Source organism: Bhargavaea massiliensis, assembly GCF_018390575.1.
Lineage (GTDB): Bacteria > Bacillota > Bacilli > Bacillales_A > Planococcaceae > Bhargavaea > Bhargavaea massiliensis.
The window spans coordinates 24,918-48,890 of sequence record NZ_JAHBCJ010000004.1 but is presented as its reverse complement, the minus strand read 5'-3'; the positions used below and the strand labels follow the sequence as shown (position 1 = coordinate 48,890).

At 54.8% G+C, this 23,973-nt stretch carries 21 protein-coding genes and 1 other annotated feature; of the genes, 3 read left to right on the top strand and 18 right to left on the bottom strand.

From position 1 onward, the window contains the following. Positions 1-14: 14 nt before the first annotated feature. Together KHA84_RS07045 and KHA84_RS07040 are read left to right on the top strand one after the other, a co-directional pair. On the top strand, positions 15-881 hold the full coding sequence (locus KHA84_RS07045) for an ATP-grasp domain-containing protein (protein WP_213422830.1): 867 nt from the start codon (positions 15-17) through the stop codon (positions 879-881). After that, positions 878-1,675, top strand: a complete 798-nt coding sequence (locus KHA84_RS07040; protein WP_213422829.1) for an ATP-grasp domain-containing protein — start codon at positions 878-880, stop codon at positions 1,673-1,675. The genes KHA84_RS07045 and KHA84_RS07040 overlap by 4 nt, the downstream gene beginning before the upstream one ends. A gap of 143 nt (positions 1,676-1,818) precedes the next feature. Here KHA84_RS07040 and KHA84_RS07035 read toward each other — a convergent pair whose 3' ends face one another. Together KHA84_RS07035 and KHA84_RS07030 are read right to left on the bottom strand one after the other, a co-directional pair. Beyond that, positions 1,819-2,808, bottom strand: coding sequence for a nuclease-related domain-containing protein (locus KHA84_RS07035; protein ID WP_213422828.1), 990 nt, complete (start codon positions 2,806-2,808; stop codon positions 1,819-1,821). 344 nt (positions 2,809-3,152) lie between these two features. Continuing rightward, positions 3,153-5,807 carry a valine--tRNA ligase gene (locus KHA84_RS07030; protein ID WP_213422827.1) on the bottom strand — a complete coding sequence of 885 codons (2,655 nt, stop codon included), beginning with the start codon at positions 5,805-5,807 and terminating at the stop codon, positions 3,153-3,155. A gap of 47 nt (positions 5,808-5,854) precedes the next feature. Continuing rightward, positions 5,855-6,078, bottom strand: a binding site (T-box leader). A 62-nt stretch (positions 6,079-6,140) separates the two neighbouring features. Here KHA84_RS07030 and KHA84_RS07025 point away from each other — a divergent pair. Beyond that, positions 6,141-6,332, top strand: coding sequence for a hypothetical protein (locus tag KHA84_RS07025; protein WP_213422826.1), 192 nt, complete (start codon positions 6,141-6,143; stop codon positions 6,330-6,332). On the opposite strand, the gene KHA84_RS07020 is transcribed toward KHA84_RS07025, so the two are convergent. From KHA84_RS07020 to bioD, 16 genes are all read right to left on the bottom strand, one after another. Continuing rightward, entirely contained in the window at positions 6,291-7,031 is a 741-nt protein-coding gene (locus tag KHA84_RS07020) for a hypothetical protein (protein WP_213422825.1), read from the bottom strand. The genes KHA84_RS07025 and KHA84_RS07020 overlap by 42 nt on opposite strands. Before the next feature lie 325 nt (positions 7,032-7,356). Beyond that, entirely contained in the window at positions 7,357-8,649 is a 1,293-nt protein-coding gene (gene hemL / locus KHA84_RS07015) for a glutamate-1-semialdehyde 2,1-aminomutase (protein WP_213422824.1), read from the bottom strand. 1 nt (position 8,650) lies between these two features. Next, positions 8,651-9,631, bottom strand: coding sequence for a porphobilinogen synthase (gene hemB, locus KHA84_RS07010; protein WP_213422823.1), 981 nt, complete (start codon positions 9,629-9,631; stop codon positions 8,651-8,653). Further along, positions 9,628-10,392 (bottom strand): uroporphyrinogen-III synthase, encoded by a 765-nt coding sequence (locus KHA84_RS07005; protein WP_213422822.1) that lies wholly within the window; start codon positions 10,390-10,392, stop codon positions 9,628-9,630. Before KHA84_RS07005 ends, hemB begins: the two co-directional genes overlap by 4 nt. Next, a complete protein-coding gene (gene hemC / locus KHA84_RS07000) occupies positions 10,385-11,314 on the bottom strand; it encodes a hydroxymethylbilane synthase (RefSeq protein WP_213422821.1) in 930 nt (309 codons plus the stop codon). The genes KHA84_RS07005 and hemC overlap by 8 nt, the downstream gene beginning before the upstream one ends. Positions 11,315-11,336: 22 nt before the next feature. Next, on the bottom strand, positions 11,337-12,167 hold the full coding sequence (locus tag KHA84_RS06995; RefSeq protein ID WP_213422820.1) for a cytochrome c biogenesis protein: 831 nt from the start codon (positions 12,165-12,167) through the stop codon (positions 11,337-11,339). A gap of 85 nt (positions 12,168-12,252) precedes the next feature. Further along, the gene (gene hemA, locus KHA84_RS06990; RefSeq protein ID WP_213423113.1) at positions 12,253-13,614 is read right to left on the bottom strand and encodes a glutamyl-tRNA reductase; all 1,362 of its coding nucleotides are present in this window, start codon (positions 13,612-13,614) and stop codon (positions 12,253-12,255) included. 325 nt (positions 13,615-13,939) lie between these two features. Continuing rightward, positions 13,940-14,071, bottom strand: a complete 132-nt coding sequence (locus KHA84_RS15515) for a hypothetical protein (protein WP_272875263.1) — start codon at positions 14,069-14,071, stop codon at positions 13,940-13,942. Positions 14,072-14,135: 64 nt separating this feature from the next. Further along, positions 14,136-14,720 (bottom strand): ribosome biogenesis GTP-binding protein YihA/YsxC, encoded by a 585-nt coding sequence (gene yihA / locus KHA84_RS06985; RefSeq protein ID WP_213422819.1) that lies wholly within the window; start codon positions 14,718-14,720, stop codon positions 14,136-14,138. After that, positions 14,717-17,041, bottom strand: a complete 2,325-nt coding sequence (gene lon, locus KHA84_RS06980) for an endopeptidase La (protein WP_213422818.1) — start codon at positions 17,039-17,041, stop codon at positions 14,717-14,719. The genes yihA and lon overlap by 4 nt, the downstream gene beginning before the upstream one ends. A 123-nt stretch (positions 17,042-17,164) precedes the next feature. Then, entirely contained in the window at positions 17,165-18,436 is a 1,272-nt protein-coding gene (gene clpX / locus KHA84_RS06975) for an ATP-dependent protease ATP-binding subunit ClpX (RefSeq protein ID WP_213422817.1), read from the bottom strand. A 167-nt stretch (positions 18,437-18,603) separates the two neighbouring features. Then, positions 18,604-19,890 carry a trigger factor gene (tig, locus tag KHA84_RS06970; RefSeq protein ID WP_213422816.1) on the bottom strand — a complete coding sequence of 429 codons (1,287 nt, stop codon included), beginning with the start codon at positions 19,888-19,890 and terminating at the stop codon, positions 18,604-18,606. 101 nt (positions 19,891-19,991) lie between these two features. Beyond that, positions 19,992-20,969, bottom strand: coding sequence for a tetratricopeptide repeat protein (locus KHA84_RS06965; protein WP_213422815.1), 978 nt, complete (start codon positions 20,967-20,969; stop codon positions 19,992-19,994). Positions 20,970-21,163: 194 nt separating this feature from the next. Beyond that, the gene (locus tag KHA84_RS06960) at positions 21,164-21,766 is read right to left on the bottom strand and encodes a biotin transporter BioY (protein ID WP_213422814.1); all 603 of its coding nucleotides are present in this window, start codon (positions 21,764-21,766) and stop codon (positions 21,164-21,166) included. After that, a complete protein-coding gene (gene bioA, locus KHA84_RS06955; protein ID WP_213422813.1) occupies positions 21,763-23,142 on the bottom strand; it encodes an adenosylmethionine--8-amino-7-oxononanoate transaminase in 1,380 nt (459 codons plus the stop codon). The genes KHA84_RS06960 and bioA overlap by 4 nt, the downstream gene beginning before the upstream one ends. Beyond that, the gene (gene bioD, locus KHA84_RS06950) at positions 23,139-23,831 is read right to left on the bottom strand and encodes a dethiobiotin synthase (protein ID WP_213422812.1); all 693 of its coding nucleotides are present in this window, start codon (positions 23,829-23,831) and stop codon (positions 23,139-23,141) included. The genes bioA and bioD overlap by 4 nt, the downstream gene beginning before the upstream one ends. Between the last annotated feature and the right edge of the window lie 142 nt (positions 23,832-23,973).

The window sequence follows — 23,973 nt, the reverse complement described above, 5'->3', positions numbered from 1 at the left end:
GTGGAGGAAGAGCGATGAAGAGTTGTTGGGTCATTTACAATGGCAGCCTCATATCGGATAAGTTTGCGGACCAGGCACGTCTTGTCGCGGAGGCGGCGGACCGTGCCGGAGTCCGTACAGAGATCCGGAAAAACTTTGAGGTCATGATGGATCTGCAGCAAGGCGTCGTGTCGCCGCCTTCGTTCGTCGTGTTCCTGGACAAAGACATCCTGCTGGCCACGTGGCTGAAGGCATCCGGTATCCCGGTATTCAACGATCCGGAAGTGATCGAGACGTGCGACAACAAGGCAAAACAATATATCAAGCTGGCACAGGCGGCGATTCCGATGCCGCGTACAGTGGTCGCTCCGAAAGTCTATCCGAACTTCTCCATTGCGGGGACCGGGTACTTCGAGCGGGTGCTTGCCGAGTTCGGATTGCCGATGATCATCAAGGAAGGCCATGGGTCGTTCGGCGCGAAGGTGTATCTGATCGAGACGGAAGAGGCATTTTTCGAGAAGGTGGAGTCACTCCGCGGCGTCGACTTTGTCTTCCAGGAATTTGTCGCTTCCAGCCGCGGCCGGGACATCCGGGTCAACACGGTCGGCGGCCGGATCGTTGCGGCGATGTACCGGCACTCCGAGACCGACTTTAGGGCGAACATTACGAACGGGGGCGTCGCGGAACCGGTGGAGCTGGATGATGAACAGCAGCGGATCGCTCTGGATGCGGCACGGGCGGTCGGAGCTGAATTCGCCGGAGTGGACTTGCTGTTCGGCCCGGGCGGCCGGCCGCTTGTCTGCGAAGTCAACGCCGCCGCACATATCCGCAACATTTATAACGTGACCGGCATCAACGTGGCCGACGCGATGATCGAATACATACTGGAGACACTTCAATGAAGCATGGTGTTGTTTATTACCGCCCGGATGAAGCTGCCCGCAACGTCGGCTTCATCAAACTCCTGAAGCTCGCAGCCGAACGCGCAGGTCTTTTGCTGACCCTGTCGATGTACCCGGACGACCTTTCGGCGGATGCCGACTTTATCATCTTCCGGGAACGGAACGCGAAACTCGCGCGAGAACTGGAAAACGCCGGCCACCGGCTGTTTAACCGCCCGAAAATCAATCAGATCGCCAACGATAAGTACGCCACCTACCAGCTGGCGACATTCATGGGCGTCCCTGCGGTTCCGAGCCGCCTTGTCGATAGCCCGGACGAGCTGGACAGCTATCCCGCGGTGCTGAAAACTGTCGACGGCCACGGAGGCGTCGAAGTCGCCCGCGTCCTCGACGAAATGGAGGCCGGCTGGTTCTTTACCCGCTTCATGGACCGCCGCATCATCGGCCAGCCCTTTATTGAATCCGGGGCCGCTGACGTCCGTCTGTTCATGGTCGGCAATGAACTCGCCGGCGCCGTCAAACGAACCGGCAGCACCGGATTCAAATCCAACTACACGCTCGGTGGCCGCGTCGACCCATACCGGCCAACCGCAGACATGGTCCGCGCCGCACAACGCATCACGCGTGCACTGAAAAGCGACTACATCGGCGTCGACTTCCTCCTCCTCCCCGACGGAGGATTCCTGCTGAACGAAATCGAGGACCCCGTCGGTGCTAGGTCGCTCTATGAAACAAGCGACACTGACATCGCCGACGTCCTCATGCAGCATATTAAGAATAAGTTGAACGAATAATCCCCCGGCGGGTGAAGCCGGGGGATTTTGGGTGTTTGGGAGCATGAGGATGTGCAGCCTCGGGGCGCCATCATGCAGACTCAGTCGAGTAATGTGCAATCTCAGCCGAGGAACATGCAGTCTCGGCAGCGCCACTTGAACACTCACTGCCTGATTGCTTCTTTCCCGGCAAGCCAGGCTTTCACCACCTTAATCACATCATCGGATTGCGCCAACTGACCGTAGTCTGCCATATACTCAACTGCCTTTCCTTTTCCGATCTTGATTAATGGAAGTCTGGCCAATAGACCTCTTGCAGACTCATGGGATTTCAGCTCCAAAAGGATCATGACTTCCCTCGGCCTAATTGTTTTTCTGACCAGCAGGAACCAGGCCAGCAATGTCACCAAGCCCGGATCTTTTTCACGCCTTTTACATTTGGCGCAAAGCCAATTCCTTTGGGAGTGTCTCTGTAGCGGCTCGCTGCAATACAGACAAAGCGGGCCCAGACGACCCACTGCCGAATGGATTCCTTTAAGAGGAAATGGAAGATAGGGGCGTGCATCCAATCTCATCGACTTCTCCAATGCGCGGATCTCACCGGTATCCATTACGGGCTGCCTCACCAGATGTCGCCTAATCAGATTTCTGACTTCCCTCATCTTATAAACGGGGGCGTTCTGCTTGATTTCTTCGATGACCGGATTGTTGGCGAACACGACCGCCCCGTAAACCGGTACCTGATAGCCTGCCATTGTGAGCCATTGATGCAAGTTCTGTTGCTGTTCGGACAGCTGTGCGACCGGGCAATCGTAAACCGCCTGAATCTTTCCGTCTTCGTCTACCTTCCTCAGTTCTGCCGGCACTGGATGGAACCGGAGCCTGCCCGCGATTTGTTTTGACTCTATAAGTAAAATCCCGCTTTTGGCGACAAGGACCAAATCCATCTGGAACGTGGAGCCGGCCATAAGCGGAAGCGCCATATCCTGAAGGATTGCCGCTTCATCATGCATCTTTACCGATAGAATGGTCTCGTATATCCGCTTCTCCCCTGCCATGCCTGCCCGTAAGTTGTTCAGTGACTGAACTTTTTCTGACCGGATCGGTTCCCATGCCGGCAAACGCTCCACGGCCTGAGCCAATGCAAACTCCATCAGTAAAGCTGCCCCCTGTGTGCTTACCTTCCCCACCCGCTTCCTGGATTTTCATTGAGCTTAGCACGTCCTTCTTCAGCTGAGAAGAGGTTTTTGCATCTTTGAATTTTGCCTGAAATATAGCTGTTAAAATTGAATTTTGAGCCTTCATTTCAGGAATTTATTCGCTGTTTCCATCAGATTGCACGTTCACCGCTCGAGTCTGCATCATGGACCGCCGAGATTGCAGGGTCACTCTGTGAGTCTGCACAATGCACCGCCGAGATTGCAGGTTCATCTCGATTTTAGCCCCCGCCCCCACCAAAAACCCCCGCCAGCTCGCCGACGGGGGTCCTCACTCCTATTCAGATCTCTTTCAGTTCCGCGATGCGTTTTTGCACAGCGTCGTATTTTTCTTGGTAGTCTTTCTGCTTGGCGCGTTCTTCTTCGACGACCGTTTCCGGGGCTTTGGAGACGAAGCGTTCGTTGGAGAGTTTGCCTTCGACGCGCTTCAGCTCGCCTTGCCACTTGCCGAGCTCTTTCTCAAGCCGTGCGAGTTCTTCCTCGATGTTGATGAGGCCTTCGAGCGGCATGAAGAGTTCGGCGCCGGAGACGACGGCGGACATGGATTTGTCCGGTGCGTCCATGTCGCGGCTGATGTCGAGTGACTCCGGGTTGCAGAAGCGCTCGAGGTACGCGCGGTTGTTTTCCAGTGCGGCCTGTGTTGCGTCGTCGTGCGTGCGGATCGCGAGCGCGACTTTCTTGCTCATCGGCGTGTTCACTTCGGCGCGGATGTTGCGGACCGCCTTGATGACGTCCATGAGGTGCTTCATGTCGCCTGCGCGCTGCTCATCGGACAGCGAAGGATCCGCAACCGGCCATTTTGCTGAGACGATCGACTCGCCTTCGTGCGGCAGGCTCTGCCAGATTTCTTCCGTAATAAACGGCATGAACGGGTGGAGCAAGCGCATCGTGTTATCCAGTACGTACGCGAGGATCGAGCGGGTCGTTTTCTTGGCCGCTTCATCTTCCCCGTACAGTGGGAGTTTCGCCATCTCGATGTACCAGTCGCAGAAGTCATCCCAGATGAAGTTGTACAGCGCGCGGCCGACTTCGCCGAACTCATACTTGTCGGCAAGCTTCGTCACCGTCTCGATCGTTTCGTTCAGGCGGGTGAGGATCCACACATCCGCGGCAGATTTTTTGCCCGAAAGATCGATTTCTTCGTACTTCAGTCCATCCATGTTCATCAATGCAAACCGGGATGCGTTCCAGATCTTGTTCGCGAAGTTCCAGACGGATTCCACTTTCTCATTCGAGAAGCGCAGGTCCTGGCCAGGGGACGAGCCCGTCGCGAGGAAGTAGCGCAGCGAGTCCGCGCCGTACTGGTCGATGACATCCATCGGGTCGACGCCGTTGCCCAGCGACTTGGACATCTTCCGGCCGTCTTCCGCGCGGACGAGGCCGTGGATCAGGACGTCATCAAACGGACGCTTGCCGGTGAACTCGAGGCCCTGGAAAATCATCCGGGACACCCAGAAGAAGATGATGTCATAGCCCGTCACGAGTACATCAGTCGGATAGTAGCGCTTGAACAGTTCGTTGTCTTCATCCGGCCAGTTCAGCGTCGAGAACGGCCAGAGGGCGGACGAGAACCAGGTGTCGAGGACATCTTCGTCCTGCTTCCAGTTTTCCGCATCTGCCGGTGCTTCCATTCCGACATGCACCTCGCCGGTTTCCTTATGGTACCAGGCCGGGATCTGGTGGCCCCACCAAAGCTGGCGCGAGATGCACCAGTCGCGGATGTTCTCCATCCAGTTCAGGTACGTCTTCTCGAACCGCTCCGGAACGAAGTTGACTTTCTCCTCGCCCTTCTGGAGCTCGACTGCTTTTTCGGCAAGCGGCTCCATCTTGACGAACCATTGAGTCGAAAGATACGGCTCGACGACCGCTCCGCTCCGCTCGGAATGTCCGACAGAGTGCATGTGCTCTTCGATCTCAAAAAGGACGCCCATTTCCTGCAGGTCCTTCACAATCTCCTTGCGGCACTCGAACCGGTCCATGCCCTGGTACTTGCCGGCACGCTCGTTCATCGAACCGTCTTCGTTCATGACAAGAACGCGTTCCAGGTTGTGGCGGTTGCCGATTTCAAAGTCGTTCGGGTCATGGGCAGGCGTGATCTTCACCGCCCCGCTTCCAAAGTCCATCTCGACATAATCGTCTGCGACAATCGGAATTTCGCGGCCGACGATCGGCAGCTTGACCGTCTTGCCGATCAGGTGCTTGTAGCGCTCATCTTCGGGATGGACGGCGACTGCCGTATCCCCGAGCATCGTTTCAGGACGAGTCGTCGCAATTTCAATCGACCCCGTGCCATCAGCAAGCGGGTACCGCATATGATAGAAGGCGCCCTGTACGTCCTTATAGATGACCTCGATGTCGGAAAGTGCAGTCTTCGTCTGCGGATCCCAGTTGATGATGTACTCGCCGCGGTAGATCAGGCCTTTTTCATATAGCTTGACGAAGACGGTGCGGACCGCTTCCGACAGACCCTGATCAAGCGTGAAACGCTCGCGGGAATAGTCGAGGCCAAGGCCGAGCTTTGCCCACTGCTCGCGGATATGGCCCGCATATTCCTCTTTCCATTTCCACGACTCTTCAAGGAATTTTTCCCGTCCGAGGTCATAGCGGCTCTTTCCTTCTTCGCGCAGCTTGCCTTCGACCTTTGCCTGTGTTGCGATTCCGGCATGGTCCATCCCCGGCAGCCAAAGCGCGTCATAGCCTTGCATGCGCTTCATGCGGATCAGGATGTCCTGGAGAGTCGTGTCCCAGGCGTGGCCGAGGTGAAGCTTGCCCGTAACGTTCGGCGGCGGAATGACGATCGTGTACGGCTCCTTTCCGCTTTCCGGCTGAGCTTCAAAGAACTTGCCGTTGACCCACCATTCATACCTGCCGCGCTCGATCGATTGCGGATCGTACTTTGTCGGCAGGGATGTTTCCTGCTGTCCGTTCTGTTCCATCTCTGGTTCCTCCTTTGTTTCCGGGAAATCAAAAAACCCTCCGTCCAATAAAGGACGAAGGGCTGACTTCGCGGTACCACCTTTAGTTCCGGCACGCAAAACAGGAGCGGCCGGCGCTCGAAACGATAACGGTCGTCTGACCGGCACTCCGCTACTCGGTTCGCGGAGGCTGCTCACGGGCGACTTCGGACGGCGCTGACGGGAGCTTTCACCAGCCGCTCCCTCTCTCCTGACAACTTCCGTACCTACTCTTCCCGTTCACTGCATCGTTATCCATTTCGTTCATTGTACAAAACCGGCATCCGCCCGTCAATACGAAAGGAGGTGTTCCCCATGAGAAAGAACTACAATCCGTGGCTTCTGCCGCCCTGCCTCCGGAAAATCCGCTTTTATTGCAAGGCAATCGTCATCCCGATCTGCTGCTTCCAGCTGATCCGCACGCTGTTCGTGCCGACGACGGGCGACTTCCTCCTGCTGATCTGCTTAATCGGACTCTGCGTCGCGTTTCACAAGGATCTTATATGATGGGTAGGAAAAGACGGTATACGTATCCTCCAGGCCCGCGATGAACGCCCTTACCTCATCCGGGCTATTTTGTGATGCCTCTTCTGCGTTGGCCTGCGGTTCCTTTTCCGCAGTCACGGCAGCGGTCACCGGCTGCCTGCGCTCAGGCTCGGCGGAAGCGCGTACTGAAGAAGATTCGGTTTCCTCACGTGCGGTAAATTGTGGTGACCGGTGGCTGCTGCTTTCCGTGCGGACTGAAGATTCGTCCTGCGTTTCAAGTACTTCCGCCTTTGGGGCTTCGCCTGCTTCGTCCGATTCATCGTCCATATTGTCCCCGTAGAGGCAATCGACCTTCCATGTGACACACAATGCCCCGTCTTCATTCACATGAGCCCGTACATCCTGTGTCTTGATCGAAGCACCCTGCCCCGTCTCCGACGGAAGGTCGACATAAAGCGGGACTGCATACTCAAAGTAGCCCGTCTCTCCGTCCAAGTCAATTTCCTCGATCATCGTCGCACCTTCCGGCTCAGGGGTACCGCCCTCGCCATCAAATACCGCCATGCATGTCAGGTGATAAATACCGGTCAGCCGGTAGGCATTTTCCGTATGCTCGTCCGTGTACTGGGGCGTCACATTCACCGATTCTGCGCGCACCGGCTCCCCGCAACCCTGCGGAAACCGGAACGTCTGCTCCATCGTCCATGCCGACATCGCCATCTGCTTCTCCTCCTCTGTCTGTTCGCGCATAAAACAATATATGCATCGGAGCGCTCTAATATGGCGAAGACGTGGGATGTATTTTGGATAAATGACTGATGGGTCAAGGGGTTCATTTGCAGCATGGCGGAGGGAATTGCAACATGGACGTCCGAGCTGAAATAAGGGGCAGGCAGTTTCAACATGGATGCCCAGATTGAAATAAGGAACCCCGCTTTGCACGATGAATGAACGATTTGAAATATGGACGCCCGACTTGAAACATCAATCCCCACTCCCCCGCACACAAAAAACCGCCCCATAACGGGACGGTTCACTTATCCATTTATCGCTTCATCTGTTTGAACACTTTGTGGAAGGCTTCCACTGTGCGATCGATATGCTCCTCGGTGTGGGCAGTGGAGATGAAGACGCCTTCGAACTGGGACGGCGGCAGATAAATGCCTTCTTGCGCCATCAGGGCGTAGTACTTGCCGAACAGTTCAAGGTCGGACGTCTTGGCGCTTGCAAAGTCGGTGACGTCTTCGTTTGTGAGGAAGTAGCCGATCATCGAGCCGGCGCGGTTGACGGTGTGCGGGATGTTGTTTTCTTCAGCCGCTTCGCGGAAGCCTGCTTCCAGACGGTCGCCGAGCGCCTTGAAGTGGTCGTACGACTCAGGGGTCAGTTTGCTGAGAGTCGCAATACCTGCTGCCATCGCGAGAGGGTTCCCGGATAGGGTTCCGGCCTGATAGATCGGGCCGGCCGGTGCGACCTGCTCCATGATCTCACGCCTGCCGCCGAATGCGCCGACTGGCAGGCCGCCGCCGATGACCTTGCCGAGACAGGTCAGGTCAGGCATCACGTCGAACAGTCCCTGGCCGCTGTTGTAGCCGACACGGAAGCCGGTCATGACTTCGTCGAAGATCAGGAGCGATCCGTGCTGCTCGGTCACTTCGCGCAGCCCTTCCAGGAAGCCTTCTTTCGGAGGCACGACGCCCATGTTGCCCGCAACCGGCTCGACGATTACCGCGGCGATGTCTTCGCCGTAGTTTTCGAATGCCTGGCGGACAGCGTCCAAGTCATTGTAGGCAACGGTGACCGTGTTGCCTGCAATCGAAGCCGGAACACCCGGGCTGTCAGGCAGTCCGAGTGTCGCCACACCGGAGCCCGCCTTGATCAGCAGCGAGTCGCCGTGGCCATGGTAGCAGCCTTCGAACTTCAGAATCTTGTCGCGGCCGGTCACGCCTCGCGCCACGCGGAGCGCACTCATCGTCGCTTCTGTTCCGGATGAGACCATGCGGACCATTTCGATCGACGGAACGCGGTCGATGACGATCTTCGCCAGCTCATTTTCGGCCAGAGTGGATGCGCCGAAGCTTGAGCCTTTTCCTGCCTGCTCACGGATTGCCGCGACGACATCATCATCGGCATGCCCGTGAATGAGCGGTCCCCAGGACAGGACATAGTCGATATAGTCATTTCCGTCGATGTCCCTGATGACGGCGCCTTTTCCGCTTTCCATGAAAATCGGATCCATGTCGACCGCCTTAAACGCGCGGACCGGCGAGTTGACGCCGCCCGGCATCAGATTGATCGCTTCGGAAAAAGCTTTTTTCGAATTCTCATACGATCGGACCAATTCAGTTCCCCTCCATGTATCGTACCGCGTCTTTTGCGAAGTACGTAATGATCATGTCGGCGCCTGCGCGCTTCATCGATGTCAGTGTTTCCATGACGATCTTTTCCTCGTCGACCCAGCCGTTTTGTGCTGCAGCCTTGATCATCGAATACTCGCCGCTCACGTTGTAGGCGACGACCGGCATGCCGGAGAAGTCCTTGACTTCACGCATGACATCCATATAAGACAGCGACGGCTTCACGATCAGCATGTCCGCGCCTTCCTCGATGTCCGACTGAGCTTCGCGGATCGCTTCGAGGCGGTTTGCAGGGTCCATCTGATACGTTTTCCGGTCACCGAATTGCGGGGTGCTCCCGGCTGCCTCGCGGAACGGGCCATAATAGGCGGACGCGTACTTTACCGCATAGGACATGATCGGCACATGCTCAAAGCCCGCTTCGTCCAGTGCATGGCGGATCACCGTGACGAAGCCGTCCATCATGTTTGATGGCGCGATAATATCCGCTCCGGCTTTCGCCTGGCTGACGGCTATGCGGGCAAGCAAGTCGAGCGACGGATCGTTCAGGATCCGGCCTTCCTCAATCAGGCCGCAGTGGCCATGGTCGGTGTACTCGCACAGGCAAGTGTCGGCAACGACAAGCAGATCCGGATGGCGCTCCTTGATCAGACGCGTCGCCTCCTGGACAATACCGTGGTCATGATAAGCCTCTGTGCCTTCCGCGTCCTTGTGCTCGGGCACGCCGAACAGGAGGACGGCCGGGATGCCGAGTGATACCACTTCGTCCACTTCCGCACCGAGATGGTCAAGTGACAGATTGAAGACACCCGGCATCGAGCTGACTTCCGTGCGGATGTCTTTTCCTTCCGCCACGAAAATCGGGTAGATCAGATCTTCCTTGTTCAGGACGGTTTCGCGTACCATCGAACGCATCGCCCCGGAGTTGCGGAGGCGGCGATGACGTGCAAACTGAAATTGGTTCATGACATTCCTTCCTTTCGGTTGCCTAGTTCCCGGACGAGGTCGAGCAGCGTGTACCGTTCGGGTTTGACGTGGACTGCGGCGCCGGCTTCGAGCAGTGCTTCTTCGGTCACATGGCCGATTGCGCCGATCGTGAAGCCGGTCCATCCGGTTTCCGCTGCAATCTGCTCCGAGAACACCCGGACGGCGGACGGGCTCGCAAACAGCACGGCGATCCGCCCGCCTTTTTTAAGCAGATCCTTCACACCTCGGATCCCTTCCTCGTCGTCCACCGTTTCGTATACGGTCCATTCATCGACTTCGTTCGGAAGCCCTTCTTTGATTGTATCTTTTGCAAGGTCGCCCTTCAGGAACAGGCAGCGCTCCTCTTCATCAGAAACAGCCGGGAATTCTTCCACAAAATGTTCTGCACTGAATGTGGACGGGACAAAATCCGCCTTGAATCCGACATCCTCAAGTGCCTTGGCCGTCTCGCTTCCGACGGCCGCGACCTTAACAGGGATATCCGAAGTTGTCAGGCCAACTTGCTCCATCTTGCGACCGAAATAATGGACCGCATTGGCGCTCGTAAAAATCAGCCACTCATAGGAAGCACAGGTCTGCATCCTCAGCGAGTCAGTCGGAACCATTTTCTCGACGGTCTTGATGAGCGGATAAATGACGGGATTGCCGCCCTGCAGCTGGACGGAAGCCACCGCTTCCTTCGCCTTTGGGGTGCCGGTGAAAATCACCGTCGTCCCGGAAAGGGGGTGCTTGTCACTCATCGAGTTCCGCCTTCACTTTCCGGAGGACTTCGTCGGCACCCTGCTCTTTCAGCATGCGTGCCGCCTCCTTTCCGGCATTGACCGGGTCGGCGTCCATGACAGTGGCTCGGAATACATCTTCTGCATCAGGCGATGCCACAAAGCCAGTCAGGCGGATTTGTCCACCGTCTACGACCGCGTGGCCACCGATCGGAACCTGGCAGCTTCCGTCCATCTCGGACAGGAACGTGCGCTCCGCCGTGATGGCCTGTTGAGTTGTCGGTTCGGTAATTTTCGCAAGTTCACGCAGAAGCTCCTCATCGTCCGCGCGGCATTCGATGCCGAGTGCGCCCTGGCCGACAGCCGGGATGCACTGTTCCGGCTCCAGGTAATGGGTGACGAGATCTTCATCCCAGCCCATGCGGTTCAGGCCTGCTGCCGCCAGGATGATGGCATCGTACTCCCCTTCGCGCAGCTTTCTCAGCCGGGTTTCGATGTTGCCGCGAATCCACTTGATTTCGAGGTCCGGCCGCATGAGGAGGAGCTGGGAGCTGCGACGGAGGCTGGATGTCCCGACGACCGCTCCTTCCGGAAGATCTTCGAGGCGGATATGGCCATTTGCAATGTAGGCGTCACGCGCATCTTCCCGCTCCGGGACACAGCCGACCACCAGGCCTTCCTGAAGCTCGGCAGGCATGTCCTTCATGGAGTGCACGGCAAAATCAATCTCTTTGTCGATCAGCGCCTGCTCGATTTCTTTGACGAACAGTCCCTTGCCGCCGACTTTCGACAGCATAACATCCAGGATCTTGTCGCCTTTCGTCACGATTTCTTTTACTTCAAAATCAAACGGCGCGCCTGCCGCCTTCATCTGATCGATAAACCAGTTGGTCTGTGTAAGTGCCAGATTGGAACGTCTTGAACCGACAATAATCTTTCTCAAAAAGAACCCACCCTTTCAAATATCAGTACCAGAAATGAAACACGGATACTCTGCTGATCAGCAGGAAATTCACGATTACCGCAAGAAATGCCAGGATATGGCCCCATGCGATATCAGGCCCGTTCAGCTTCCCGCGGTTCTGCAATACAAGCAGGACAAAATAAATGACGAGCAGCAGGAACGACCCAATAATCTTCGGGTCCCACAAAGGAAACGGCCCCGCTGCGATCACTGCCCACTGCATCCCCAGAATCAGGCTAACCAGGAGGACAGGCACTCCAATGACTACAGAGATTGTCATCGCCCGCCTGGCCTGATCAAGCGAAGGCAGCCTGCCCCATTGTCCCGTCCATTTTTTCTTTTTCAGCGAACGGTACAGCAACAGATAAAGGATCGCAAAAACGAACGACAGCGAAAAAGCCGTATAAGAGATCATCGCGGATGTGATGTGGATAAACAGCAGCTCCGAGATCAGGGCCTCTCCGACCGCACTGCCGGGCGTTCCCGCTTCACCAAAGGCTGTAATGACAACTGCCGCGAAGCCGATCACATTCAGGAAGAACACCGCAAAGTCGGCTTTCCTGAAAAAGTGGACGACGAGCGACATCGTAATCAGCAGCCACGCATAAAAGTTGATGCCTTCCGAAAGGCTGAGCACCGGAAAACGTTGCTCTTCCAGGATGTTTCCGACAAGGAACATCGTCTGCATGATCCAGACAGCGGAGAGCGTGTAGAATGCTGCCTTCCTCGCCTTCGGCTGGCTGTTCAGGAAGTCGATAAAATAAAACACAAGGCTGGCCGCATAGAGGACGACCATGACCTCATGCATTCTCATCAGTCCGATTTCAGTCATTGAAACCCTCTGCTTTCTTATTAAAAAAGAGCGTTTCCGCGTCTATAGTGTATCACATAGATGCGGAAACGCCCTTTAAAAACAATCAGTGAGCCGGCGATGGTTTCATGGCGGCAAGGTTGGCTTCCTTTGCCCGCTTTTCCTTCGAACGGGCGGCCGTTTCGGCGCGCTCCGCTTTCACGGCTTCTTCGATTCCGAAGATTCGCTGGAACAGTTCAAGCTGCCGCGCGGCGTCCGGAGACCCCGCGATTTCCTTGGCCTGCAGGATCGGTTCCTTCAGCATCTGGTTGATGATCGATTTTGTGTGTTTGCTGAGGACTTTCTTTTCCCGCTCGGTCAGCTCCGGCATTTTGTTGAGGATGCTTTCCATCGTCTCTTCCTGGATGGAGAGCGCTTTTTTGCGGAGAGCCGAGATCACCGGAACGACGCCGAGCGTCGCCAACCAGTCGTCGAACGAGAGAATTTCCGCTTCGACCATTTCCATGATCTTGTCGGCTGCCCTTCGGCGTTCGGCCAGGTTGGCTTCGACAATCCCGTTCAGGTCGTCAATGTCGTACAGGAAGACGTTCGGAAGGTCACCAATCTTTGGATCAAGATCACGCGGAACCGCGATATCCACCATAAAGAGCGGCTTGCCCTTCCGGAACTTCTCGACGTATTCCATCGTGCCGTGGTCGAGGATAAAGTCTTTCGCACCGGTGGAACTGATGACGATATCCGCTTCAAGAAGCGTGCACTGGAGCTCGTTCATTGGTTTGGCGATGCCGTTGAATTTCTCGGCCATTTCTTCCGCCTTGCTGAACGTCCGGTTAAGCACGGTCACTTTTCCGACTCCGCTCCCGTGCAGGTTCTTGGCGGCAAGTTCGCCCATTTTTCCGGCGCCGACAATGGCGACATGCTTGCGGTTCAGCGAGCCGAAGATCTTCTTGCCGAGTTCAACCGCGGCATAAGAGACGGAAACGGCATTGTCGCCGATTTCCGTTTCGGAGTGGCCGCGTTTTGCAATGGTGACCGCCCTCTTGAATAGCTCGTTAAAGACCGTTCCGGTCGTACCGTGTTCCTGGCCGACCAGGAAGCTGGAGCGGACCTGGCCGAGGATCTGTGTTTCTCCAAGAACCATCGAGTCAAGGCCGGCTGCGACCCTGAACAGGTGCCGGACCGCTTCTTCCTGCTCTTCGATGTTCAGGTACGGCTCGATTTCTCCGATTTCCATACCGAACCACTTTGCGAGGAACCGTTTGACGTAATAACGCACTGTGTGGAGCTGATCCCCGACGGCATAGATCTCGGTGCGGTTGCATGTCGAGACGATGACGTTCTCCAGGATGCTTTTTTCATTCTGCAGCGCCTGCATGGCAGCGGGAAGGTCGGACTCCGGGAAGCTGAGCCGTTCCCTGAGCTCGACAGGCGCCGTCCGGTGGTTTACACCGACGACAATCGTATACATAAAGGTGTCACACCTCTCACGTTCATTCATTTCACGGCTCCCATTATATCACGCCACGGCCGTGTCGGACCGGCACAATTGTGAACAAGCCATGAATGCCACTTTATAATAATTACAAATTAAGTATAGCAAATGGAGGTCCTTGAATCAAAGGACGTGCCTGATGTAAATAAAGGATATGGTTGTCTATATACATCCGGGGGCAGGATTAAACCATATTTGTTCCGCACTGTTCCTTAGCTTTCCTGTTAATGTACCAATGTATGCGGTTATAAGCATACACATACGGTTAAACCTCTGACCCTCCGCTACAATCCTCCCATGATTACAATGTCTTCGAGCGGATCCAAAGGATCACTGACGGGCCATGGACAGACTTATCCTCCGTTCCATACTCGGACGTTAATTTCGTCATGCGCGCTTCCAATTTCCTCATTCGCCCCCGCAGTTTCGTCATTCCGTCCCCCGACATAAAAAAGCAGCGCGGTCCCCAACCGGGAACCGCGCCGCTTTTCTCTTCCTCACTTCATGTGTTCTTCAAGTACGGCCCATGCTTCTTCTTTTCCTTGTCCGGTTTCGGAGGAGAACAAAATGAGCGGGTCGCCTTCTTCGAGGTCAAGGGCTTCCTTGATGATTTTTCGGTGTTTCTGGAGCTTGCTTCTCGGAATCTTGTCGGCCTTTGTGGCGACAATGATCGTCGGCAGGTTGTAGTGCTTAAGGAAATCATACATGAGGATATCGTCCTCTGTCGGCGGGTGGCGGAGGTCGATGAGCTGGATGACGGACTTGAGCTGTTCACGTCCCGTCATATACCGCTCAATCATCTTGCCCCATGCCTCCCGCTCAGACTTGGATACTTTCGCATATCCGTATCCCGGAACGTCGACAAAGTAGAAGGATTCCTCAATCTTGTAGAAATTCAGTGTCTGTGTTTTTCCCGGCTTGGACGAAGTGCGGGCGAGGCTTTTGCGGCCGATCATCTTGTTGATGAATGATGATTTTCCGACATTCGAACGTCCGGCCAGCGCAAATTCGGGGTATCCTTCGTCCGGATACTGTTCCGGTTTGACCGCGCTGATGGTGATTTCTGCGTGATTCACTTTCATTTGCGTTCCTCCTCGAGTGCGATCTGCAGCACTTCCGTCACGTTGTTGACCGGATGGAACGTCAGCTCTTCACGGACCGTTTCAGGGATGTCTTCTATATCCCGTTCGTTGTCCGCAGGGATGATGATGGTCGTCAATCCTGCGCGGTGCGCACTTAGTGTCTTTTCTTTCAGGCCGCCGATCGGCAGGACCCGTCCGCGTAGCGTGATTTCGCCCGTCATGCCGACTTCCCGGCGTACGGGGCGTTTGGTCAGTGCTGACACGAGCGCAGTTGCGATCGTGATTCCGGCGGAAGGTCCGTCCTTTGGAACGGCCCCTTCCGGTACGTGGATGTGGATGTCTGTGTCTTCATGAAAAGCGGGATGGATGCCGAGCTCCTCTGCGTGGGAGCGGACATAGGACAGCGCCGTCTGGGCAGATTCCTTCATGACGTCACCGAGCTTGCCGGTCAGGATCAGCTGGCCTTTGCCTGCGGAAAGGGATACTTCAATCTGGAGAGTGTCCCCGCCGACAGTCGTGTACGCCAGGCCCGTTGCGGCGCCGACCTGATTCTCCAGCTCAGCCATTCCGTAACGGAATTTCGGCTTGCCGAGCATGTCCGTGATGACCTTTGGAGATACCTGGACCCGCTTGTTTTTTCCGGAGACGATCCGCTTCACCGCTTTGCGGGCGATGGCGGCAATCTGCCGCTCAAGTGAACGGACGCCGGCTTCGCGCGTGTAATAGCGGATCAGGTAGCGGAATGCATCGTCCGAGATCCGCAGCTGTGCCTTCGTGAGGCCGTGGTGCTCAAGCTGTCTCGGATACAGATGGTTTTTGGCAATCAGCTGTTTTTCAAGCTCTGTATAGCCCGGGATCGTAATGATTTCCATGCGGTCACGAAGCGGGCCCGGAATCATGCTGAGATCATTCGCCGTCGCAACGAACATCACTTTCGACAGATCATATGTTTCTTCAATATAATGGTCGCTGAAATTATGGTTCTGCTCAGGATCGAGCACCTCGAGCATCGCAGAAGACGGATCTCCGCGGAAGTCGTTAGACATCTTGTCGATTTCATCAAGCAGGAAGACGGGATTGACCGTACCTGCTTTCCTCATTCCCTGGATGATCCGGCCCGGCATGGCGCCGACATAAGTGCGCCGGTGGCCGCGGATTTCAGATTCATCCCTCACGCCGCCAAGTGAAATGCGCACGAACTTGCGCCCGAGTGATTCCGCAATGGAACGGGCAAGAGATGTTTTCCCAACGCCCGGAGGCCCGGACAGGCAAAGGATCGGCCCGCGGAGCGAACCGGTCATCTGCTGGACGGCCAAGTATTCAAGAATCCGTTCCTTGACCTGTTCCAGACCGTCGTGGTCCCGGTTCAAAATACGTTCTGCACGGTTCAGGTCGAGGCGGTCATCCGTTTCCTCGGTCCACGGAAGGGCGAGCAGCCAGTCGATATAGCTTCGGATTACGCCACTTTCAGCTGCAGCGGCAGGAAGGCGCTCATAGCGGTCCAGCTCGCGCAACGCTGCGGTCAATGCATGTTTCGGCATTCCTGACTCCAGAATGCGCTCACGCAGTTCGGCCGCTTCCCCGCCTTTGCCGTCCACATCTCCGAGTTCTGTCTGGATCGCCTTCATCTGTTCTCGCAGATAAAACTCTTTTTGCGTCTTTTCCATCGCTTCCTTGACACGTTTGTTGATTTTCTGTTCCAGGCTGAGCACTTCCTGCTCATTGAGAAGCCGGCTGATCAGCCATTCTATCCGTTCCTTTACGTCGAACAGCTCCAGGACTTCCTGCTTGCTAGCGACTTTCAGCGGTAAATTCGCCGCGACCATGTCGGCAAGGCGGCCGGGTTCGGATATATCCGCCACCGATTCATACGTCTCTTCGGTGACTTTCTTGGAGAGCTTGGAGTATTTCTTGAACTGTTCGAGCAATGTCCGCATCAGGGCCTCATGCTCGATGTCGGCTTCCACATCGGGTTCAATCACCTCGATGTCGGCTGTCGAATAAGTTTCTCCGTCATCCAGTGCGATCAGGTTCGCGCGGTCCAGCCCTTCTATAAGCACTCTCATCGTGCCGTTTGGCAGCTTGACCGTCTGCTTTACTTCCGCGATCGTCCCGACGCCATACAATTCTTCAAGGCTCGGCTGTTCAACGGAAATATCACGCTGGGAAACGAGGAAAATCTGATTTTCCTCCACGATGGCCTGTTCGATCGCCGCCATTGACCGTTCACGGCCGACGTCGATGTGGAGGACCATTTTTGGGAACACCAGCATCCCGCGCAAAGGCAGGTATGGGATGCGGTTCATTTTAGTTGTCGGCATTCGGAGTCACCTCCATGTATTCATGTCCGTTTCCGGACAGGTTAAAACGCATCGGGTGCGAAAAGAGCCGGCATCCGCCCGTGCCGCTCAGACGGCAGAAGGATGCCGGCTCTTCCTGTTGGATCAAGCCGATGTCTTTTCGTTATCAGAACCGTTGTCGATTGGATCGCCGTTCTCGTCCAGAAGAATCGGGGACTCCCCGTCTGTAACGGATTCCTTCGTGATGATGCAATCCAGCACATCTTCACGGGAAGGCAGGTCATACATGACATCGAGCATAATTTTCTCGATGATTGACCGGAGTCCGCGTGCGCCTGTCTTGCGCTCGATCGCCTCGGCGGCGATGGCACGGAGGGCTTCCTCTTCAAAAGTCAGGCGGACACCGTCCAGCTCGAGCATCTTCTGGTATTGCTTGACGACCGCGTTTTTTGGCCCTGTAAGAATCTGGACAAGCGTGTCTTCATCCAGCTGCTCCAGGCTCGCAAGAACTGGCAGACGCCCGATAAACTCGGGGATCAGGCCAAAGCGGAGCAAGTCTTCCGGAATCAGGCGGGAAAGAAGGGACACTTCTTCATCCGCATTTTCCTTTTCGGAACCGAAGCCGATGACTTTCTTGCCGATCCGCCGCTTGATGATATCCTCGATGCCGTCGAATGCGCCACCTACGATGAACAGGACATTCGTCGTATCGATCTGAATGAATTCCTGATGCGGGTGCTTGCGTCCGCCCTGAGGCGGCACACTTGCAACCGTTCCTTCAAGAATCTTCAGAAGCGCCTGCTGGACGCCTTCGCCCGAAACATCGCGTGTGATGGACGGGTTCTCGGACTTCCGGGCAACCTTATCAATCTCATCGATATAGATGATGCCTTTTTCGGCGCGCTCTACATCATAATCTGCGGATTGGATCAGTTTCAGCAGGATGTTTTCGACGTCTTCGCCGACATAGCCGGCTTCTGTCAGGGATGTGGCGTCCGCCATGGCGAACGGCACATCGAGAATGCGTGCCAGGGTTTGGGCAAGAAGGGTTTTACCGCTCCCCGTCGGCCCGATCAGCACGATATTGGATTTCGCCAGTTCCACATCATCGATCTTCGAGTTGGAATTGACGCGTTTGTAGTGGTTGTATACCGCGACGGACAGTGCCTTTTTCGCACGGTCCTGCCCGATTACATATTCGTCGAGGATGGTCTGGATATCGCGTGGTTTCGGGACATCCTTCAGCTCGAATCCTTCTTCGGTGCCGACTTCCTCTTCGACGATTTCGGAGCAAAGCTCGATGCATTCGTCACAGATATAGACACCCGGACCTGCAACCAGCTTGCGGACCTGTTCCTGTGGTTTGCCGCAGAAGGAGCAGTTCAGGTTTTCATTTTCATCGTTGAATTTAAACAAAGTCGTTCACCCCTATTCAAGTGACAATCTTACAAGATTGCCTAATCGTTGGCAAACATTTCGTACCGGTCCCGCCTCGCGCATTAAAGCTTTCCAATGTAAGAAAGAAGGCGCTGGAGTCAACCGGCGCCTGATTCTTTCATTTTTGCCTTAATGGCTAAAGTGGATTATTCGCTGATTTTAGCGTTTTCGACGAGGAACTCGATTGTTTTCTTGAGACGGATATCGTTTTCGAGCATTTCCGTGCCGCCGAGGATCTGCTTGATCTGCTCGGTGTCCATGTTGAACTGGCCGGACATCGTCTGGAGCTCTTCCTGGATATCTTCCTCAGAAACCGTTACACCTTCCGCTTCCGCGATGGCTTCAAGGACAAGGGATACACGTACCCGTGTTTCCGCATCTTCCTTCATCTGGGCGCGGAGTGCTGCTTCGTCCTGTCCGGAGAACTGGTAGTACAGGTCAAGTGTCATACCCTGCTGCTGAAGGCGCTGGCCAAATTCCTGCACCATGCGGTCAACTTCGCTTTCGACCATCACTTCAGGAATGTCGATGTCTGCATTTTTCGCAGCCTGTTCAACCAGCTCATCGCGGAGTGCTGCTTCGGAAGCATCTTTTTTCTCCCGGGCAGTTTGTTCCTTAAGCTTATTGCGCAGCTCATCGAGGCTCTCGACTTCACTGTCGACTTCTTTTGCAAACTCGTCATCGAGCTCCGGAAGTTCGCGGGCCTTCACTTCGTGGACTGTCACTTTGAACGTTGCCGGCTTGCCCGCGAGCTCTGCTGCATGGTATTCCTCAGGGAAGGAAACTTCCACATCTTTCGATTCGCCTGCTTTTACGCCGACCAGCTGTTCTTCGAAGCCCGGGATGAAGCTGCCGGATCCGAGCTCAAGCTCGTAGCCTTCCGCTTTTCCGCCTTCGAATGGTTCGCCGTCCGTGAATCCTTCGAAATCGAGAACAACCGTATCGCCTTCTGCTGCCGGCTCGTCTTCTTTGATGACGAATTCCGCATTGCCCTGGCGGCGGTCGTTCAGCTGCTCTTCAATTTCTTCGTCAGTGACAGCTGTGTCCTGGCGCTCAACTTCGAGGCCTTTGTATTCGCCAAGCTTCACTTCAGGCTTGACCGTTACGTTTGCCTTGAAGATGACCGGCTGGCCGTTTTCAATCTCTTCGACATCGATTTCCGGCTGTGCAACCGGAGAAATTCCAGCTTCGTCGATGGCATTTGTGTATGCTTCAGGCAGGACTGCGTCGATGGCATCCTGATAGAGGGATTCTACTCCAAACATCTGCTCGAAGATTTTGCGCGGCACTTTCCCTTTGCGGAAGCCCGGTACGTTCACTTGCTTGACGACTTTTTTGAAAGCCTGATCCAGACCCTTGTTGAATGTTTCTGCAGGGACTTCAAACGTGAGGATCCCCTGGTTACCTTCTTGCTTTTCCCAATTTACTGCCATGTTTACATACCTCCAGACGATATAATTCGCTAATCAGCGCTTGCGTTCACTGGTTTGACAACTTTCTCAGTATAGCACAGATGTGTCCATATTCAAGAATTTCATAGCTGCCGGCCGTTATGAAACAGTTCGATTTTGTTGATGAGGTCGATGACCGGATGTGCGCCGGCATCGGTGCCGTCAAACAGGCTTTCGATATATGTATAGTACGCGTCGGCAACCTCCTCGGCGGACAGGCCCGGCCACTCGAATGGATAAGCGGTGAACCGGTAGGTGCGCAAAAGCTGGGCGGCAATCTGTTCTTTTGAAGGATCCTGCACGAATTGTTCTTTCAGAATCGCTTCAACTTCGCCGACCTTTTTCATGTCCTCGGGTCCCGGCAGCCGTGCAGGAATGATGGCTTCCTCTACACCGAACTTCCTGACCGTCACCGGTGAAGAATACCCGATGCCGGCAAGAAGCACAAGCGAATAGGTGATCAGGAGAGGCGATGCTTCCTCATGGGCCGCCAGAGCTGCCAGGAATTCGCCCCAAGCCGGAAGTTCATGGTCAGGAACGGACGAAAGGCGGCTGTGCTGTTCCCCTTCCGGAAGGGATAGGAACTCATCCAGTCCGGGCGGATCTTCAGGAGCCTCGGGCGGTTCGTCGTAACGGTCCATCAGCCTCCGGTTAAGACCTTGCAGATAAAGGAACTTTTCCCGTCTGTCCGTCGGAATGACCCCTTCATCAAGGAGCGCGGAGATCGTATCTTCCACTTCGTCGTAATCCCGAAGCTGAATGCAGACAGAAAGATAGAGCTCCATCGCCTCGATATAGTTGGCGGGGCCTGCCTGCAAATACCGGATGGCAGCTTCTTTTGCCTCCGGATAATCCCGCAGTTCGTACAGTGCTACGGTCAACGCACCAAGGAGGCGGGCATTCCCTGCTTCATAGGTGAGGGCCTGGCGGATGAGCGGAGCTGCCTCGTCATACCGCTCTTCGGATACTGCACGCAGCCCGGCATCCATCAGCCGTTCAAAGGTGCCCGGCATGACGATGACTTTGCCGTGTTTTCTGAGCTGTCGTTTCTTCCTGCGCATCCGTTCCATCCCCTCTCTTTCCATCCATGATAGCATAGCCGCAGGGCGCTGTGCATATGCATTTCGGTCCGGACCGGCACCGGATGTGACACTCTTCCCTTTATATCCGATTCATCTGCCTTTCAACATACTAAAAAGCCTGACCTTCCTTTTGTGAAAGGAGTCAGGCTTTGGTGGAAAATGTCTCTCGGAACTTACTCTCCTATCAGCCGATCCGGCCTTGCATCCGCGCGCTTGGCCGGAAAACCGGCCGGGGGGGCAATCACCCGGCGCAGTCGCACGGCCATCCCTCCTGCCACTACGGATAGGATCAAATCCCCGCCGATGCCATACACGAAACCGACCATGACGACATGGGACCAGCTTGTTTCAATCCCCATCCAGGTGTTTAACGCCAAATACAAATAACTGACTCCCGCTATGTAAACGATCGCTACTCCGACGAGGTTGGCAGTGACAAAGGTGAGTACCTTCGGGTTTTTGGACCGCTCCGTCATCCGGCCTACAACAAATGCAGCAAGAGTAAATCCGATCAGATAGCCAAAAGTCGGCTGCAAAACATAACCGATGCCGCCTCCCTGAGTAAAAACAGGCAGCCCCGCAAGTCCGGACAGGACATAGACCAGTATGCTTTGAACCCCTCTCCTGCTTCCGAGTAAACTCCCGGCAAGAAAAACAAAAAGGATCTGCAACGAAAACGGAACAAACGGCAACGGGATTTTAATGAACGCCCCAACTGCGGTCAACGAAGCGAAAAGCGAAACTACAACCAGGGTGTAGGAGCGATTTGCCTTCAAGCCTCCACTACCCCCAAACTGCTCCGGCTTTTATCGAAGTAATGTTGCATGGCTTCATTGGCAATTTTTAGCATCCGGTCGATTTCCGTTTCGGAAATGACATAGGGCGGCATGAAGTAAAGGACATTACCGAGTGGCCTGAGGAGCAGCCCTTTTTCCAGAGCTATCCGATAAATCTGGTAACCTGCGCGCTCTTCGGCCGGTATGGGTTCGTTTAAAGCCTTATCCATGACCAACTCAATGGCCCCGACCATTCCGGTCTGCCTGCACTCACCCACATGAGGCTGGTGGACAAACAGTTCCGTTGCTCGCTCTCTCATATAAGCAGCCTTAGCCTGAATCTGATCGATGAAACATTCTTCCTCGAAAATCCGCAGCACTTCCAGCGCGACTCTGCAGGCCAGAGGATTTCCCGTGTAACTATGGGAATGCAAAAAGGCTTTCATCGTCTGGTAATCATCATAAAACGCATCGTACACTTCATCCGTTGTCACCACGGCAGATAGCGGCAAATAACCACCCGTCAGCCCTTTGGACAGACAGATAAAATCAGGCGTAATGCCGGCCTGGTCACAGGCAAACATCGTTCCCGTCCTGCCAAACCCTACCGCGACCTCGTCAGCAATCAGATGGACATCGTACTTCGAACATAGCTGCCTCAGCTTGCTCAGATAACCAGGAGGGTACATCTTCATGCCGGCAGCCGCTTGGATCAGCGGTTCAATAATCACTGCGGCAAGCTCTTCATGATGGACCCTGAGTTTTTCTTCAATAAAGGAAATGCAGGGCGTATCACAACTCCCGGGCTCCTCCTGGAACGGACACCTGAAACAGTCCGGCCCTTCGGCTCTAATGGTATTCAGAAGCAGCGGCTGAAAGACTTCGTTGTATAATCCAACTCCACCGACGGAAAGGGCACCGAGTGTTTCTCCGTGGTATGCATTGCTCAGCGCGAGGAAACGCGTTTTATTCGGTTTGTTTTTCTGCTTGTGGTACTGAAAACTCATCTTCAATGCAATTTCGACCGCAGAAGAACCGTTGTCCGCGAAAAACACTTTGCTTAACCCCTCTGGCGTCACTTTCGCAAGCTTTTCCGCCAACAACACTGCCGGTTCATGCGTGAAATTCGCGAAAATCACATGTTCCAGTTGGCGTGCCTGCTCGGCGAGCGCGGCACTGATCCGTTCATTCGCATGCCCGAATAAGTTTACCCACCAGGAAGAAACAGCATCTATGTATTCCTTGCCGTTTTCGTCGTACAGATAAATGCCTTTCCCGCTTTTGATGACAATGGGCGGAAATTCTTCGTAATCCTTCATTTGCGAACAAGGATGCCAAACATGCTTTAAATCCCTTTTCTGAAGATCGGATGTCATAAAACGCTCACCTCCTCGAATAATGTCTCTGCCAACCCAGGGTCCAGATCCTCCAACTCGTTTGTCTCAGACAACCTCGGCAAAGTGACTGAACGTAATCCGGTAAGCCGGCAAATCGTCGCTCTGTTATCCACCTCAAGTTCAGTTCCTTCAAAGCCGTTGAAGACGATTCCGATGATCGGAATGCCGCACGCACGCAACACCTCAACAGTCAGCAGCGTGTGATTGATGGTACCGAGTGACGTGCGTGATACCAGCACGACGGGCAGTCGGGAGGCTTGAACCAGGTGCTGGAAACAATAGTCCCGCTTTTCATCGAGCGGAACATACAGACCGCCGGCCCCTTCGCAGATAACATGATCGTACTCGGTTGTCAGCCGATTGATTTGCTGCAAAATGCGGTTTTCCTCAATCGTCTGCCCTTCAAGACGTGCCGCGTAATGAGGCGACGCGGGCGTCGGGAAAGAGTAAGTATTCACCTGCCTCCCGTCCAGCTCCGTCTTGCTGAATTGACGGTAAAAATAAGTATCCCCGTAATACGACACCGATCCGTTATGGATGATCCCCGTCTGGACCGGCTTGTAGGGAATCGCAGTTCCCTTGCCTTGGAAATAACGCATCAGCCAAGTTGTAACCAGCGTTTTCCCCACATTCGTATCCGTTCCGATTACCCAAAAACTGCGTGCCATCTTGAGCCTCCTCATTTGCGTTAACTATTACATTTTATAGGTTAACACAAATTCATTCTTTCTGTGAATAGCTTCCAAGTCCTTTTCGGCAGAAAAAATTGCTGCGCGCAAATGCACCCATCCCTAAGTTTAAGAGATTCCC